This window comes from Rhodococcus sp. NPDC003383, from assembly GCF_053589115.1.
This window is the reverse complement of the sequence record NZ_JBSFRG010000048.1, coordinates 1-15,419: the sequence shown is the minus strand read 5'-3', so window position 1 is coordinate 15,419 and position 15,419 is coordinate 1. Positions and strand designations below refer to the sequence as shown.

The 15,419-nt window shown below is 67.5% G+C and carries 14 protein-coding genes; 9 read left to right on the top strand and 5 right to left on the bottom strand.

The annotated features are described in order from the left end of the window. Positions 1–2 precede the first annotated feature (2 nt). Positions 3–1,004 (bottom strand): glycosyltransferase, encoded by a 1,002-nt coding sequence (locus ACWDTS_RS26890; protein ID WP_197251612.1) that lies wholly within the window; start codon positions 1,002–1,004, stop codon positions 3–5. A gap of 156 nt (positions 1,005–1,160) precedes the next feature. Between ACWDTS_RS26890 and ACWDTS_RS26885 the strand changes: the two genes are divergently transcribed. Beyond that, entirely contained in the window at positions 1,161–2,018 is an 858-nt protein-coding gene (locus tag ACWDTS_RS26885) for a glycosyltransferase family 2 protein (protein WP_450119377.1), read from the top strand. Here the strand turns inward: ACWDTS_RS26885 and ACWDTS_RS26880 are convergent. Next, on the bottom strand, positions 2,008–4,245 hold the full coding sequence (locus tag ACWDTS_RS26880) for a hypothetical protein (RefSeq protein WP_450119376.1): 2,238 nt from the start codon (positions 4,243–4,245) through the stop codon (positions 2,008–2,010). The two genes, ACWDTS_RS26885 and ACWDTS_RS26880, sit on opposite strands and share 11 nt — an antisense overlap. A 194-nt stretch (positions 4,246–4,439) precedes the next feature. Between ACWDTS_RS26880 and ACWDTS_RS26875 the strand changes: the two genes are divergently transcribed. Together ACWDTS_RS26875 and ACWDTS_RS26870 are read left to right on the top strand one after the other, a co-directional pair. After that, the gene (locus ACWDTS_RS26875; RefSeq protein ID WP_450119375.1) at positions 4,440–6,341 is read left to right on the top strand and encodes a glycosyltransferase; all 1,902 of its coding nucleotides are present in this window, start codon (positions 4,440–4,442) and stop codon (positions 6,339–6,341) included. A gap of 3 nt (positions 6,342–6,344) precedes the next feature. Beyond that, positions 6,345–7,856 carry a glycosyltransferase family 39 protein gene (locus tag ACWDTS_RS26870; protein ID WP_450119374.1) on the top strand — a complete coding sequence of 504 codons (1,512 nt, stop codon included), beginning with the start codon at positions 6,345–6,347 and terminating at the stop codon, positions 7,854–7,856. An 18-nt stretch (positions 7,857–7,874) separates the two neighbouring features. On the opposite strand, the gene wzm is transcribed toward ACWDTS_RS26870, so the two are convergent. Continuing rightward, positions 7,875–8,723, bottom strand: a complete 849-nt coding sequence (gene wzm, locus ACWDTS_RS26865; RefSeq protein ID WP_450119373.1) for a galactan export ABC transporter permease subunit Wzm/RfbD — start codon at positions 8,721–8,723, stop codon at positions 7,875–7,877. A 53-nt stretch (positions 8,724–8,776) separates the two neighbouring features. After that, positions 8,777–9,340 carry a TetR/AcrR family transcriptional regulator gene (locus tag ACWDTS_RS26860; protein WP_450119372.1) on the bottom strand — a complete coding sequence of 188 codons (564 nt, stop codon included), beginning with the start codon at positions 9,338–9,340 and terminating at the stop codon, positions 8,777–8,779. Between the two features lie 88 nt (positions 9,341–9,428). On the opposite strand from ACWDTS_RS26860, the gene ACWDTS_RS26855 reads away from it, so the two are divergent. From ACWDTS_RS26855 to ACWDTS_RS26835, 5 genes are all read left to right on the top strand, one after another. Continuing rightward, positions 9,429–9,875, top strand: coding sequence for an anthrone oxygenase family protein (locus ACWDTS_RS26855; protein WP_450119371.1), 447 nt, complete (start codon positions 9,429–9,431; stop codon positions 9,873–9,875). A 77-nt stretch (positions 9,876–9,952) separates the two neighbouring features. Next, positions 9,953–10,570: a hypothetical protein gene (locus tag ACWDTS_RS26850; RefSeq protein WP_450119370.1), complete on the top strand. Its 618-nt coding sequence runs from the start codon at positions 9,953–9,955 to the stop codon at positions 10,568–10,570. Positions 10,571–10,759: 189 nt separating this feature from the next. Then, entirely contained in the window at positions 10,760–12,070 is a 1,311-nt protein-coding gene (locus ACWDTS_RS26845; protein ID WP_450119369.1) for a TerD family protein, read from the top strand. A gap of 372 nt (positions 12,071–12,442) precedes the next feature. Next, complete coding sequence (locus tag ACWDTS_RS26840; RefSeq protein WP_420751534.1) at positions 12,443–12,769, top strand: hypothetical protein; 327 nt, start codon at positions 12,443–12,445, stop codon at positions 12,767–12,769. 204 nt (positions 12,770–12,973) lie between these two features. Next, positions 12,974–13,186, top strand: coding sequence for a TOBE domain-containing protein (locus ACWDTS_RS26835; RefSeq protein ID WP_420751533.1), 213 nt, complete (start codon positions 12,974–12,976; stop codon positions 13,184–13,186). A 235-nt stretch (positions 13,187–13,421) separates the two neighbouring features. Here ACWDTS_RS26835 and ACWDTS_RS26830 read toward each other — a convergent pair whose 3' ends face one another. Then, positions 13,422–14,486 carry a PDDEXK nuclease domain-containing protein gene (locus tag ACWDTS_RS26830; RefSeq protein WP_450108955.1) on the bottom strand — a complete coding sequence of 355 codons (1,065 nt, stop codon included), beginning with the start codon at positions 14,484–14,486 and terminating at the stop codon, positions 13,422–13,424. A 448-nt stretch (positions 14,487–14,934) separates the two neighbouring features. Here ACWDTS_RS26830 and ACWDTS_RS26825 point away from each other — a divergent pair, with 448 nt between their 5' ends. Continuing rightward, positions 14,935–15,222, top strand: coding sequence for an anthrone oxygenase family protein (locus tag ACWDTS_RS26825; RefSeq protein WP_420751531.1), 288 nt, complete (start codon positions 14,935–14,937; stop codon positions 15,220–15,222). The last annotated feature ends 197 nt before the right edge of the window (positions 15,223–15,419 follow it).

Below are 15,419 nucleotides of genomic sequence, written 5' to 3'. Positions count from 1 at the left end.
GGTTACCCGCTCCGGAAGGATTCGAGGTCGGGATAGCGCTGGGTGCGGCCCAGCGGGCCGGCCTCGGGATCGCTGACGATCAGATAGGGCGGCTTGCCCATCGCCGTCTTCACCGCCACCCCGACGTACTCGGCGATCACCCCGAGGGAGAACAGCACGGCCCCGAATCCGAGCAGCAGGATGACCGTCGTCGACGCCCAGCCCTGCACCGGGATGCGGTTGCCGAAGAACAGGGAGGACACCAGTACCCACACCGCCCACAGGAAACCGCCGGTGGCCAGGACCACGCCGAGCAGGCTCACCATGCGCAGGCCCTTGGTTCCGCTCGACAGCACCATCCGCCAGAAATGCGAGAGCAGGGTGCGCAGCCGGTAGCCGGATGCCCGACCTTGCTCTTCGCGCAGCTCGACCGGGCTGGTGGTCACCTTCCCCGCGATCCAGCCGAGCGCGACGTCGAGGTAGGCCTCCGACCCCGCGTAGGCAGCGAGGGACCGTCCCACCTCGCCCAGCACCAGGCGGAAACTCTGATAGTCGGTGCTGTCGGACACGGCCAGCGCCCGGGACAGGAACCACTTGGATCCCCGGGACGCCGCGTTCCGCAGCGCGCCGTGCGGCGCCGGATTCGTCGGTTTCGCGTACACGACGGTCGCGCCCTCGTCGAGCGCGGTGTCGAGCAGGCCACCGATCGCGGCCGGGTCGTGCTGGCCGTCCTCGTCGAGCGTGACGATCCACTCGCCGCCGCTCGACGCCATGCCCGCGAGGGTCGCCGGATGCTGGCCGAAGTTCCGGCTGAGCCACACCCCCGCGACGAACGGGTACTTCGTGGACAGTTCGCGGATGACACGAGCCGAGTCGTCGGGGCCGTTGTCGTGGACGAGCAGGACCTCCTCGACGACCATGGGTCGACCGCCGGGGGTCAGCGTGACCTCGGTCCACGGAACGATCTGCTCGAGCAACGTACCGAGGGTGTGTTCGCCCTGGTAGACCGGCACGACAATCGACACGCGGTGTGGCGTGCCCGTCGGCGCCGGGTTGTCGCTGCTCACAATTCGGCAGTTTATACGTCGGGTGGGGCAGTTTCCGGGCACGAACCGTACCGATGTACGGTGTCGCCGTCCACCGGCCTGCCCGCGCGGGCCCCACAGAGAACGGGATGAGCAGTGACGAGGCCGAAACTCTCCGTCGTGATTCCGGCCTACAACAACGCGCCGTTCATCGAGGCCACGGTCGAGTCCGTGCTCGCCCAGGACTTCGGGGATTTCGAGCTGATCATCGCCGACCACAGTTCCCCCGACGGCACCGCCGACCTGCTCCGCAAATACGAGGACGACGCGCGCGTGACCCTGCTGTCGACCCCCGCGGGCGGCGGCGCTCCCCGGAATTGGCAGCGCGTGACCGCCGAGGCCACGGGGGAGTACGTCAAGCTGGTGTGCGGCGACGACCTGCTCTATCCGGGTGCCCTCTCGGCCCAGGTGGCGGCGCTGGATGCGCATCCGTCGGCGGTGGCGGTGGCGTCGCAGCGGGACATTCTCGACGCGCGCGGCGAGAAGATGATCGCCGGACGCGGGCTCCAGGGACTGTCGGGCCTGGTGCCGGGTGCCGAGGCGATCCGGCGCACGGTGCGGCTCGGCACCAACGTGTTCGGTGAGCCCATGTGCGTGACGATGCGGCGCGACGTTCTCGAACGGGCCGGCGGATGGGACGGCCGCTTCCCGTACCTCATCGACATGGCCTCCTACTCGAAGGTGCTGTTCCACGGCGATCTGTACGCGCTGCGGCAGGTCGTCGGCGGGTTCCGGGTCAGCGCCGGTCAGTGGAGCGTGGCGCTCGTCGCCGAGCAGGCCCGGCAGGCGAAGGCCTATCACCGGTGGGTGGCCGAACAGCTGCCCGGCGGGCTGCGGGCGGCCGACGTGTGGCAAGGAAATCGTCGCGCCGAACTCTCCGCGCTGCAGCGGCGGGTGTTCTACACCCTGTTCCGGTCGCGTCTCACCCCCCCTGTAGCGGCCACTACCCGGTAGCGGCCGCGACCCGCGCCTGGGCTTCTTCCGCGTGTTCCTTCCGGGTCTTCCGCCGGTCCCGCAGGTACAGCAGTTCCATGACCGCGGCGCCGGCGATGCCCAGGCCCAGTCCGACGAATCCGATTCCCTGTCCCGGCGGGGTCCACCTCACGACGAGGTCCCCGGCCTCGGTGCCGGCGGGAATGTCCACGGCCAGGAACATCTCGTCCACCGACCGCGCCTCCAGCGGCCGGCCGTCCAACGTGACCGTGTAGCCGGGCCAGTTCAGGCGGGCGAAGACGACGCGTCCGCCGTCTGCCGAATCGACGCGGACCCGGCTGGTCGCGTAGTCCTCGGCCACCGAGGTCGCGGTGACTCCCTCGGTGAAGGAGATGCGCCCGTTCCGGCCGCTGATCGGCCCGTCGATCCGCTCGAGGATCACCGCGTCGACGGCATCCGCGGACCCGGGCGGGGACTGCACCCACCGCCAGCCGGGCGGTGCCGGCTTCGAGTCGGCGTCCGGGTACTGCCGGCGCTGGAGCACCACCCGATCCACGAGCATCAGGTCCACGTAGGTCCGGCCGGTGCTGGGTTCGGTGGCGAAGGCGGCGGCGAACGCGTCGTCACAACTCGATCCGTCGTGCCGCATGCACAGGTGGAAGGCGAATTCCTCGAAGCCGATGGGGGTGTAGGCGTTGACGTAGATCTCGTCGAGGGACTTGGCGAAGTTGCCGAACACGAGGGAGCGGTAGACGCCCTCCGGGTTCGCCGTCCAACGCAGCACCAGCGCGCGGTCGCCGAGTTGCAGCGTGGTCCCCGGCCGATCCGGGAAGTTCGCCTTCGCGACCGACTGCCGGGCCGGCAGGTCCCACGCGAGCGGGTGCGGGGTCGTCGAGGCCACTTGGAAGTACACGACCGGCAGGGCGGAGAGCAGCAAGATCGTCGTCACCACCCACTCGCCGGCGTGGCGCGCGGTCCACAGGACGAGGCCCCCGACGAGGAGGACGGCGGCGGCCCAGAGCACGTGACGATTCATGAACTCCGGGGACGAGGACCCGGAGCGCAACGTCATCACCAGCACGAGCGTGGCCGCCGCGCCCGCTCGGGCCGGGAGGTTGCGGAGCGTGCCGTGGCGGCTGACCAGCACGCACACCACGACGAGTGCCGCGAGGGCGAACATCGGCAGCAGCCGCGCCGGCCAGCGCAGCGGCCCCATCACGCTGGGTCCCGCGGTCGCGATCAGCATCGCGGCGAGGAAGATCAGCGCGCCCGCGAGGCTGCGCACCGAGCGGTGCACGGCTTTCCAGTTCACGAAGGCGAGCGCCGGGACGGCGAACCAGGCGATGTAGGTGACGGGGAACGGCTGCACTTCCCCGAACCAGGCTTCGATGGCGGGCAACGCCGAGGGAATGCCGGAGTTGAGGGTGTCCGACCAGGGTGCAGTGAGGAAGTTGTCGTTCTGGAAGCCCTGGTCGGAACGCCAGGTCACGGAGCTCGACAGAACCCCGGGCAGGTAGGTGATCAGTCCGCCCGCCGCGGCGCAGGCGGCGACGATCGCCAGCCGGAGCGACGGCCCCCACGACTGCCGATGGATTCGTTCGCCGATCACGAGGCAGCCGGTCAGGATCCCGGCGACGAGCGCGGGAAAGACGTAGCCGACGCTGATCGCGAGATAGAGGAAGACGAATGCCGGCAGGGGGCCGGAGCGGCCGCGCAGGTAGCGCAGCGAACTCGCCCATGCCTGGGCCACCCAGGCGGAGCCGGTGAGGGCCGTGACCCAGGTCGCCTGGTCGAAGAACAGCGCGAACCCGGTGAAGGGAACCGCCGCGCCGGCCACCGCGGCCCAGGGCGCGCGGGCGCCGTACTCCAGGCAGATCCGGTACACCCCGAGCGCCAGCAGGATGGAGAAAACCCACTTCACACCCGTCGCGAGCAGCACCATGTTGTCGACCGACGGTGAGATCAGGTTGACGAGCAGCTGCGGCGGATTCCAGAGCCCGCCCTGTCCCTCGACCGGGTAGTTGCCGGCCATCCACTGTTCGGGCACGAGACTCGGGAACTGCCCGGTCCGCAGGATCCGGCCGAGGAAGATCCAGTTCGGTACCGCACCCGATTCGGTGTCGTCGGTGTAGAACCACCGATCGTCGGCCGCCAGGATCACCAGGTAGGTGACCGTCACCATCGCCGTCACCACGGTGCCCCAGAGCCACCGCTGCCGTCGCGTCGTGAGCTCGACGGCGGACGTCACATGTGCTCCAGGGGTCGGACGGGGCTGGCCAGAGGCTCAGAATAACGCGGGGGTTCTCGGGAAATGCCCGACCCGGCGGGCGGCGATTCGCGGTCCGGTCTGCCGCTGCCAGGCACGTTGGTAGCCTTGGACAAGTTGTGTCCTGGGGGAAGACAAGGCTCTGAGAGCAAGGCTCTGAAAGGTATTCGGACGGAATGGACAAAGCCGAAATCGCTGCGATCGAACCGACAGGAGGGGTCGGCGACGCGGCCGACGGTTCGTCCGTCCTCGAGCGTCCTGCCGCCCGGCAGACCGCTCAGCGAGCGCTGTTCGCGGGGCCGTCCCCGCTGGTCAGCGACGACATGTACGTCACCGTCAAGGGGACCGTGGACCGCGAGCGGACCCGCGTGCGCCTCGGCCGCCGGAGCCGTATCGAAACGGACACCTACTTCGGCCGGTTCCCCGCCAGCTACTGGCAGCGCTGGACCGCGGTCACCGAGGTCGCGTTCGAAGCCGAGATCGACGGCGACGGCCGCATCGAACTGGTCGCCACCGACACCCTGGGCCGGCGACGGATCGTCGCCACCATCCCCCTGTCGTCGAAGGGCACGTCCACCACGGTGACGGTGTCCACCCCGATCGACCGGTTCGTCGACGGTGGTGCCCTCTTCGCCCGGATCTCCACGAGCTCCGGCGAGCTGACCGTCGAGAACGCCCGCTGGACGGTTCCCACACCGAAGTCCCTGCGCAAGGCCGCGGTCGTCATCTGCACCTTCAACCGCGCCGACGACTGCGCGGCGACGCTGGCCGCCATGGCGAACGACCCGACGGCGATGGCCGACGTGCAGTCGATCCACGTGGTCGATCAGGGCAACGACCGGGTGGAGACCCGGCCGGAGTTCCGGCGCGTCGCCTCCGAACTCGGCGACCGACTCGTCTACATCACGCAGCCCAACCTGGGCGGTGCCGGCGGATTCACCCGTGGCCTGTACGAGGTCGCCGGGGCGTCGCGCAATCCCGGGGCCAACATCGTGTTCATGGACGACGACGTCCTGTGCGAACCGGAGGCGGTGGTCCGGCTCAACACGTTCGCGAACTGCACCGTCGAACCCGCGATCGTCGGCGCGCAGATGCTGTACCTGCTGCATCCCGACCGGGTCCACGTCGGTGCCGAGGTCGCGGACCTGCAGCGTCTCCAGGCCGGTATCGAGGTGCAGAACGCGTTCGCGGACAAGAGCACGCTCAAGAAGCAGCAGGAGATCCGCGTCGACGCCGGTTACAACGGCTGGTGGTCGTGCCTGATCCCGTCGGAGGTCGTCGAGAAGGTCGGCTACCCGCTGCCGCTGTTCTTCCAGTGGGACGACATCGAGTACGGCTACCGCTCGCGGGCGAACGGTGTCGCGACCGTCACGCTGCCCGGTGCCGCGGTGTGGCACGCGGATTTCGCGTGGAAGGACTGGGACGAGTGGCATCGCTACTTCAACCTCCGCAACGCCATGATCACCGCCGCGCTGCACACCGAACTCGACGGCAAGGCACTGGCCAAGCAGCTGCGGACCGACCTGTTCCGCTACCTCGTCTCCATGCAGTACGGCATGGCGTTCACCCTGATCAAGGCCATCGAGGACTTCCTGCGAGGACCGGAATTCCTGCGCGACGGGGGCATGGAGGCCGCGGCCGCCATCCGTCGTGAGCGCGCGGAGTACGGGGAGACCATCCGCCACAACGCGAACAACGTGCCGGACCTGCGTGCGGCCGACATGTTCATCACCCCGGCCGGACCGCACCCGCGCAAGAGCCTCGAATGGGCGGTGCTGGCCAAGCGCGCCCTCAACCAGTGGCGCGGCACTCTTCCGGCCGATCCGGTCGCGATCCCGTCGTCGGACGCGCACTGGTGGCACGTCTCGCTGTTCTCGCACGCCGTGGTCACCGACGCCTCCCAGGAAGGTGTCCGCGTCCGCAAGCGGGACAAGAAGCGGGCCGTCGCACTGCTCCGTCGCGGAATGAGCGCGCTGCAGGCGCTGAAGAAGGAGACGCCCGCGGTGTCCCTGCGGTATCGCGAAGCTGCGCCGCAGCTCACCAGCCGCGAGAACTGGGCCCGCCTGTACGGGCAGTAGCCCATGGCCGATCGGACCACAGGGGGCGCGCGGGACGCTGTCCTCGTCGCACTGCTGGGTTCGATCGTCGCAGCGTGGGGGTCGTGGCGGCCCTCCTTCTGGTACGACGAGCTGGCCACCCTGTCGGTGGCGCAGCGCTCCCGCGTCGACCTGGACCGGGTGCTCGGCAACGTCGACGTCGTCCACGGCCTCTACTACGTGGCGATGCGGTACTGGTTCGCCGTGTTCGGGGCCTCGGAGTTCTCGGCACGGGTGCCGAGCGTCCTGGCCGTGGGCGCCGCGGCCGGCGGCGTCGTCGTGCTGGGCCGGAAACTCGGTGGCCGACGGCTGGGCGTGATCGCGGGGGTCGTCTTCCTGCTGCTCCCGCGCGTGACGTGGGCTGCGGTCGAGGCCCGCAGCTACGCCCCGTCCGCGGCCGCTGCCGTGTGGCTGACCGTGCTGCTCATCGTGGGGTGCGAGTCCGGCCGGGTCCGATGGTGGCTGCTCTACGCCGCCGTGCTGGCGCTGTCGGTGGTGCTGTTCGTGTACACGATCGCGCTGGTACCGGCCCACCTGATCACCCTGGCGCTGCGGGGCGACCTGCGGCGTCGCGGGCTCGCGTGGCTGGGGGCGGTCGTCGCGGGCTCGGCTGTGGCCGTCCCGCTCGTGGCGGAGGCGTTCGCCCAGGCCGGGCAGACCACGTGGATCCCGCCGATCGACCGGAACCTGCCGCGGATCGCCTGGGAGTACCAGTGGTTCGTGGGCGCCCCCTGGTTCGCGGTGGCGTTCACGGTGTTGATCGTCGTGGGGCTCGTGGCGGCTCTACTACGACGCACGCGGGTGCAGCGACACGGTGTTCTCGTGGTAGCCGTGCCGTGGATCGTCGTGCCGATGGCGATGGTCGTGACGTACTCGCTCGTCGCGTCCCCGGTCTACCTGGACCGGTACCTGACGTTCACGACCCCGGCGGTCGCCCTGGTCGGTGCCGCTGCCGTCGCGGCCGTGGCCGTCCGGACGTGGGCGAGTGTCGGCGTCACCGGTGCGCTGGTTCTGCTGTCCGTGCCGTCGTTCGTCGCGCAGCGTGGCCAGTGGTCCGACCCCAGCGGCATGGACTTCAGCACGGTCAACCACGACGTCGCCGGTCGGCTGGCGCCCGGTGACTGCGTGCTGTTCGGGGGCGCCGCGTGGAATCCGGCGTCGCAGCGGCTGGTGATCACGGCCCGGCCGGAGACCTTCGCGGGCACCCGTGACCTGGGCCTGGGACGGACCGCCGCCGCGGAGGGCTGGCTGTGGGACGAGAACCTGCCGTTCCAGGCGGTCGCGGGGCAGCTGTCCACGTGCGAGGTGGTGTGGTTCTTCGCGGACGCCGAGCGGACGACCGAGCAGCGGATCTACCACACGTCGAACCAGTGGTGGACGCTCCCGCCGCACCGGTTCGAGTCGACGCCGGAGTACGCCGGGCTCGTGCAGGCCGGGTTCCGGATCGACAACCGCCGGCAGTTCAACGTCAGCCAGGTGATCCGTTTCGTGCGGTGACGTTCACCGCGGGTGCACTCAGACCCAGTAGGCGACGCGCGAGCGGTAGTTGCGCAGTACGACCAGCGCCAACGCCCAGCCGACGACGGTCACACCCAGCACGATCAGCCAGTGGTAGAGCTGCTGGTCGCCGCCGAGCAGCGGCGTGCGCACGATGTCGAGGAAGTGGTACAGCGGGTTGATCTCGGCGATCCGGGCGCGGCCCTCGTTGCCGGTGCCCTGGAGGGTCTTCTCCGTCCAGATGATCGGCGTCATGAAGAACAGCAGCTGCACGAGGCTGCCGAGCAGCGGAGCGATGTCGCGGTAGCGGGTCGCCAGGATGCCGAACACCAGCGACACCCACACCGCGTTGATCGCGATCAGGGCGAGTGCGGGGATCGCGAAGACCGCCGTCCACTTCAACGGCTGCGGGAAGATGATCAGGATGACGAAGTAGATGACGATGTTGTGGGCGAACAGGATCATCTGCCGCCACACCAGCCGGTACACGTGCACGCTCAGCGGCGTCGGCAGCTGTTTGATCAGGCCCTCGTTGGACATGAACACGTCCGCGCCCTCGAGGATGGATCCCTGGATCAGGTTCCAGACGATGAAGCCGAGCGTGACGTACGGCAGGAACTCGGCGAGGTCCAGGTTGAACAGCGTGCCGTAGAGCAGACCCATCGCGACCGCGGACACGGCGGTCGCGATCGTGATCCAGAACGGGCCGAGTACCGACCGCCGGTATCTCTGCTTGATGTCCTGCCATCCGAGGTGGAGCCACAGCTCACGATGGTTGAAACCTTCGCGAAGGTCCTTGAACGCACGCTTGAACGTGCGCGAGGACGATTCGATCGGGGCATCGTCGAGGACGGAAGGGGCAGACACGGGTACCGAGGGTACTCGGCGCGCGGGTGAGCCTTCCCCGGCGAGGGCGTCGTTCAGGCTCCGACGAAGCGTTCCACGAGCACGTCGATGCGCCGGGACGTGTCCTGCGCCGGGATCCGGTCCGAGCGGGTGAGGCCGACGAGGCCGTGCAGGGCGGCCCAGAAGACCTCGGTGAACAGCTCCGGATCGACCGCGCCGGACAGAGGTCGCAGAGTGTCGAGCAGGACCTGGAACGCGTCGCGCAGCGGTGCGGGAGTTTCGGCGTCGGCGAACTGCAGATCGGTCGTGAGCTCGAACATCGCCTCGTACACGGCGGGGTGGGCCTGTGCGAAAGCGAGGTAGGTGGTCGCCAGCGTGCGTGCTCCGGGCTCTTTGCGGACGGCTTCGGTGAGTTCGGCTCCGAGCTGGGTGAATCCGTCCAGCGCGACCGCTGTCACGATCTCGTCCTTGCCGCAGAAGTGGCTGTAGAGCACGGGCTGGCTGTATTCGATCTGCTCGGCCAGGCGTCGGGTGGTGACCGCACCCCAGCCTTCGTCCTCGGCGATCCGGCGGGCGGTCGAGATGATCAGGCGGTGACGGGCGGCTCTGTCGCGGGCTCTGCGTTCGTTGACCGGCATTGTCGAATTCTAGCATTGCTAGTTCTTGGATCAGTGCTAGTGTTGTCATCGACAGAAGAACTAGCACTGCTAGGTACTGGAGGTCCCCATGTTGGACTCGGTTTCCGTGGTCACGGTTGTCGTCGTCGGTTTGCTGGTGGGGGTGGAGTTCGCGGTCGCGGTGTTCGTGAACCCGATGCTTGCGCGGCTCCCGGGCGACGGCGCATTCATCGCACGCAGTGACGGCGCCCGCGTGCTCGGTCGCGTCATGCCGTTCTGGTACATCGCCTCCACAGTTCTCGGAGTGCTGTGGTCGATCCTCGCGTGGGGCGAGCCGCGCGCATCGCTCGCGATCGTGGCGACGGCGCTGCTGGTGCTCAGCGTGGTGATGTCCGTTGTGCTGCTCGTGCCGATCAACAATCGTGTGGCCGCCTGGGCGGGTGGGGGAGCGCCGGACGACTGGCAGGACCAGGTCGGGCAGTGGGATCGCTACCACTACGCGCGGGTCGCCGTCCTCGTCGGGGCGTTCGTTCTGCTGGTGGTCGCGCTCGCGTGACGTTCCGTCAGAATCGATAGCGGCGTCTATATACAGTTCTGCTGGTCTCTACGAGCAGAACAAGGTGGTAGCGCCGAGTGAGTACCGGTGACGGCAACAGCGAGAACGGGTATCCCTCGGCATCCGAGGAGAACTTCCGCGAACTCGCGAGCGACGAGGACGTACTGATCATCTGCCTCGACCTCGTCGCGTTGTATCTGGACCTGGCCTTCGACGATCCGGCCTCCGGTGAAGTCGAGAGATGGACGCTGAGTTGTCTGCCGGCCACCGACCGAGGGCGACGGTTGTTCACGCTCAATATCGGACCGATGGAAGTTCTCCACGTCGAGAACCCATTCATCGAGGACCGGGATATCGACGTGTGGTCTGTGTCGGTGTATGTCTCCCGTTCGGCGCTCGAGGGTCGGACGGGAAAGACGTTCGACGAATTGACTTCGCAGTTTCCGAATCTGCGATTCCACCGCTCCCAGCTCGCATCGGCTGAGGGCGACGCCGTCGTCATCAGGATCAACCTGCTCGACGACGCCTCGAATGAACAGTTCGTGACACTCATCGATGATGCAGAGTTGGTCAGGCGCCTCGCCGACAGGTTGGTTGCCAAGGGGAAGGGGCCGTACGGCCGCTACCACAATCGGTGGTTTGCCCAGGCAGTCCTCGATCATTTGCGTGAGGCGTGGGACGAGGTGCCTGCGTAGTCTCATCGTCTCGACGAGTGATTTTGGGGTGCAATAGATTTCGACCTGAAGGGCGAGGCTCGAACGGTCGAAAGGGCTACCGCCTGATGTAGTCGCCGTAGGAGCGTGAAGCCACGGTGCAGGTTACGTTGTATGCGCTGCAGTCGACTTCGCTGCGGATGGGATGACGGCAGAAGCAGGAGATCGCGGATGAGTGCAGTGATCAAGGGGTCGAAGACCGACCTTGTCGATCTCGGATATGAGGTCGTGCTCGTCACCGGTGGTCCTGTGGGCGCGGTCGATCTCACCGCCGTACTGCTCACCGCCGATGGACGGGTGCGATCGGACGAGGACTTCGTCTTCTTCAACAACCCGAAGGCCCCCGGCGTCCGGCTCACCTCCGACACGTCCGCGACCGTGGACCTGTCGGCTGTCCCCGCCGACATCCACCGAGTGCTCATCGCGGCGAGCACCGAAGCGCAGGGGCGGCGATTCGGTGACGTGCCCGGGCTCCGCGCAGAGATTCGGGGCGCTCGACAGACCATCGAGTTCACCCCGCCCGACCTGACCACCGAGACCGTTCTGCAGGTCGTCGCGTTCTATCGTCGCGGCGCGAGATGGCGTCTCGACGCGGTCGGTCAGGGCTATCAGGACGGTCTGGCGGCGTTCGCGACCGACCATGGGATCGTCGTCGACGAACCGGGATCTGCTCAGCCGCAATCTGAGTCGGCAACTGTGTCGGCTGTTGCGGCCCCGCCTCAGCCGGCAGCGCGCCCGATCTCGTTCGAGAAGGTTCAGGTCTCCCTTACGAAGGATTCGGCGGACAAGACCGCCCGGATCGACCTGCGTAAGTCCCAGGGCGATCCGAACTGGGTGCTCACCGTCGGCCTCGAATGGGACGGCCGTGGAGCCATCTACGACCGATCCGGGAACGTGAAGAAGTTCGGCGAGGGCGATCTCGACGTGTACTTCTACTGCCGCAACGAACACACCAACGAATACGTCGTGATCAGCGGCGACCGCGGCCACCGCGGCGATCTCGGAACGTGGCCGTACATCCATCACTACGGTGACAGCAAGGGGCCCGGGCGCGGCAAGAAGCCTGCCGTCGAGCAGGTTCGGGTGCTCCCCGACGAGAACGGGGATCTGCTCGTCAACATCTATCAGAGCGTCGACAACGGCACCGGCGCGATCGACACGTTCGGCCGGCCGCGCGTCGCGATCCGATACGGCCGGGCCGGCAAGGACGGGCTGCCGGGTCCGGACGCCGACGAGATTCTCGTGTACGTCGGGAACGGGAAGAACGCCTACTGGGCGACCGTCGCGCACATCGACGTGCAGGACGGTGTGCTGACCGTCGACGGCGAAACCCGTTACAGCAGAATCGGAAGCGAGCGCATGCCCGGGCTCGATTCGAAGGGCACCTGGGTGCGGAGCCCGAAGGGTGGTCCTACGGGTCGGAGCAAGAAGCGCAACGGCGGCCGCGGTCTCGACCGTTACCAGGGGACGTGCCCACGATAGATTCGGACGCCCTGCGGGCGGCTGTCTTGAACCGGCCAGCACTTCTGGCCCCACGTCGGGTGGTGACGTGTGGCTTCGGCTGGACCCGGTCGTTCGTGTCGACCCGTGCGATCGGGTGCTCCGCCACCAGCTGCGGAGGCTGAAGGTGCTGGTGCCCTGCCGGTTTCGGGTTCGGCTCCGTGGCCGGAGACCCGCAGCGTCGATGCGCTGACGTCGGACTGCGGGAGGGTGCTGGGAGAAACGAGCCAAGAAAGAATCGACCTCGGGGACGTCGATAAAGCGCCGCGCTACCGCGCGTTCTGGGAGGCCGTATCGGATACAGATCCGGCTCCACCATCCTTGACATGATCTTCGTTGTCGGCAAGGTGCTCTGTGCAGGTATGCGGCGCACGAATTGGCCGAAGGCCGAGGCCATCACGCGCCCGCATCTTCACCTACATCCCGAAGACCGGCTACGTCGGCGTCGGTGAAGTAACCAGCGAAGCCCAGCCAGCCGACGAGGAAATTCTCACCGTCTACGGGAACGAACTGCCGTCCCGCAGCCTTGAGCTGAGCAGGCCCTACCGCCATGAGATCCACGACGAGAAGGACGGTGAGGACTACAGAGGATGGGTCTTACCGGTCCGGTGGATCACGACCACCTTCACCCTCGCCGACCTTCCCTACATCATTCCGGCAACGGCTGGATTCTCCACCTGATCCACCCTGATTTGAGCTGTGCTGTTTGACGATCCTCAAACAGCACACCCGCAACACCCCGGCGCCCGATTGGCGTCCCGCGGTATCCGGCCATGTGCAGTGCAGCGTGCCGGCCGCCTTCTGTCGACGCGGTCGTCGTCCTTGACGGTGGGGTCGCCGGCGACCGTGCTCTGTGTGCCGGTGAGGCATTGAGGTCCACCTTCGATGCGTTTGTCCACCCGCAACGAGCTCACCGGCACGGTCACGGAGGTCACCGTCGGCGCCGTGATGGCAACTGTGAAGGTCAAGCTCGACGGCGGTGAGCAGATCGTGACCGCCCCGATCACCAAGGAGGCCGTCGACGAACTCGGTCTCGCGGCCGGAGTCGCAGCGACGGTGTTGGTCAAGTCCACCGAGGTCATGCTCGGGGTCGAATAGTCCCGCCGGCGACCGGGTCGGGCGCACCCCGGGTGCCTGTAATCCGGTGCAACCACAGCCGATCTGGTTGAATGCGGCCGTGAAGCCCGCACCGAAAGCAGCGTCCGGGGTCGTGTTCGACTGCGACGGACTGCTGACCGAAATCCTCATCGGGTATGCCCGATGCTCCACCGTGGGCCGTGATCTGCGGGCGCAGCGCACATCCCTCACACGCCTCGGCCGGTAGGCAGGATCCTTACGGGCGGGGGCTCAGTGTCCGGCACGTGTCCCGTGGCGACCGTCGTGGGCGGTGACTTCGAGGGCGACGCGGGTGAGGGTCTCTTCGGCGGGGAGAGCGGCCTGGGCGGATGCCGTCAGGTCGTATCGGGAAAACAGCGACAGGGTACCGGGTGCCGGCGAGGGCGTACCGGACGACGGTTTCGTTCTTCTCGGCCACGAGGAGCATGCCCACCGTCGGTTGGTGTATGTCGTGGAGCCGCAGTCGATCCTCGACCAGAGCAACGTAGAAGCCGAGTTGCCCGGCATCACGCGGGTCGAACTTCGTTGTCTTGAGCTCGATGACCACGTAGCGCAACTGCTCGACGTGGAAGAACAGCAGGTCGACGTAGAAGTCGTCCCCGTCGACGTCGAAATGCACCTGGCGACCGACGAATGCGAATCCCCGACCCAACTCGCGCAGCGTGTCGATGATCCGCGCGACCAGACGCTCCTCGAGTTCCCGCTCGCTCGCGTCGCCGCCGATCGCAAGGAATTCCAGCGCGAACGGATCCTTGGTGAGCTGCTGCGCCAGCTCGGAGTCCCGCTGTTCGAGCGCGGAGCCGAAGTACGAGGGCGCAGCACCCTGACGGCCGTGGAGGCAGGTGGTGATCTGATGAGCGAGCACCGAGCGTGACCACCCGTGCTCGACGTCCCGGGCGGCGTACCACTCACGCAGGTCCTGGTCGTCGAGCTTGTCGAGAAGTTCGGCGATGTGACCCCACGGCAATTGTCCAACGGGTCGTTGGATGATTGCTTCTTCGTCGGGCCATGCCTCGGCGAAGCGTCGCATGTAGAACAGGTTCGCTCGCGAGAAGCCCTTCATGGTGGGGAACTCGGCGCGTAGGTCCGCGGCGAGACGGGACAGCACCTTGGTTCCCCAACGCTCGGTCTGCTGGCGATCCAAGATCGTGCGGCCGATCTGCCAGTAGAGGCCTATCAGCTCGGTGTTCACCTTCCGCTGCGCCTGATACCGCGCCTGGTGTACGCGGCGCTTGAGTTCCTCGAGCGTAGCGGCGTAGTCCGTGGGTTCGAGCTCTGCCATGCCTCGAGCATTGCACCCGCCTCCGACCAGTTCGTTCGAGGCTCCCCGAGCCGGTACACCGCCATGGCGGCCAGGGACTTGACCCACGTGAGCCAGGACGGACTTCGGTCCTGATCGGACATGGCTACTCGGAGATACCGACTGCTGCCGTGCGGACCGTGTACCGGGTCCGAGGCGATGGGCGTGCGGTGCGTGCATGGCGTGCACGCACCGAAGAGACATTGTGCGGCCGCGCTTGCAGATCCCGGCATGCGGACCGGGGTGGTCACAATCCGTCCAGCACGGCGAACAGGTCCCTCGAACGGGGTGTCGGCGCGCTGTTCGATCTCGTCGAAGACCTCGGTGAGGTCCTCGAGGGTCTTGTGGTCGCGGCGCGCATTCCGGAGTGCCGACTACCAGTCGACCAGCAGTCCTTCGTTCCCTGGATGCAATCCCCGAGGGTGGCGTGATGCCGCCCTGGTACACAGCCGCGACCGCTCTCGGAGTGCTGTGGTCGATCCTCGCGTGGGGCGAGCCGCGCGCATCGCTGGTGATCGTGGCGACGGCGCTGCTGGTGCTCAGCGTGGTGATGTCCGTTGTGCTGCTCGTGCCGATCAACAATCGTGTCGCCGCGTGGGCGGGTGGGGGAGCGCCGGACGACTGGCAGGACCAGGTCGGGCAGTGGGATCGCTACCACTACGCGCGGGTCGGCGTTCTCGTCGGCGCCTTCGTTCTGCTGGTGGTCGCGCTCGCGTGAGGTTCCGTGGGATTCCTGCACGGGCAAACACGAATCGACGCGGACGCCCTGCGGGCGGCTGGATTGAACCGATCGGAGACCCTACGGGTCGCTGAGTCTGCTCGGCCCCTTCCCCAACGCTGCCCGGTCGCCATACCCCGATAGACCGTCTCGGCCAGCACTTCTGGCCCCACGTCGGGTGGTGACGTGTGGCTTCG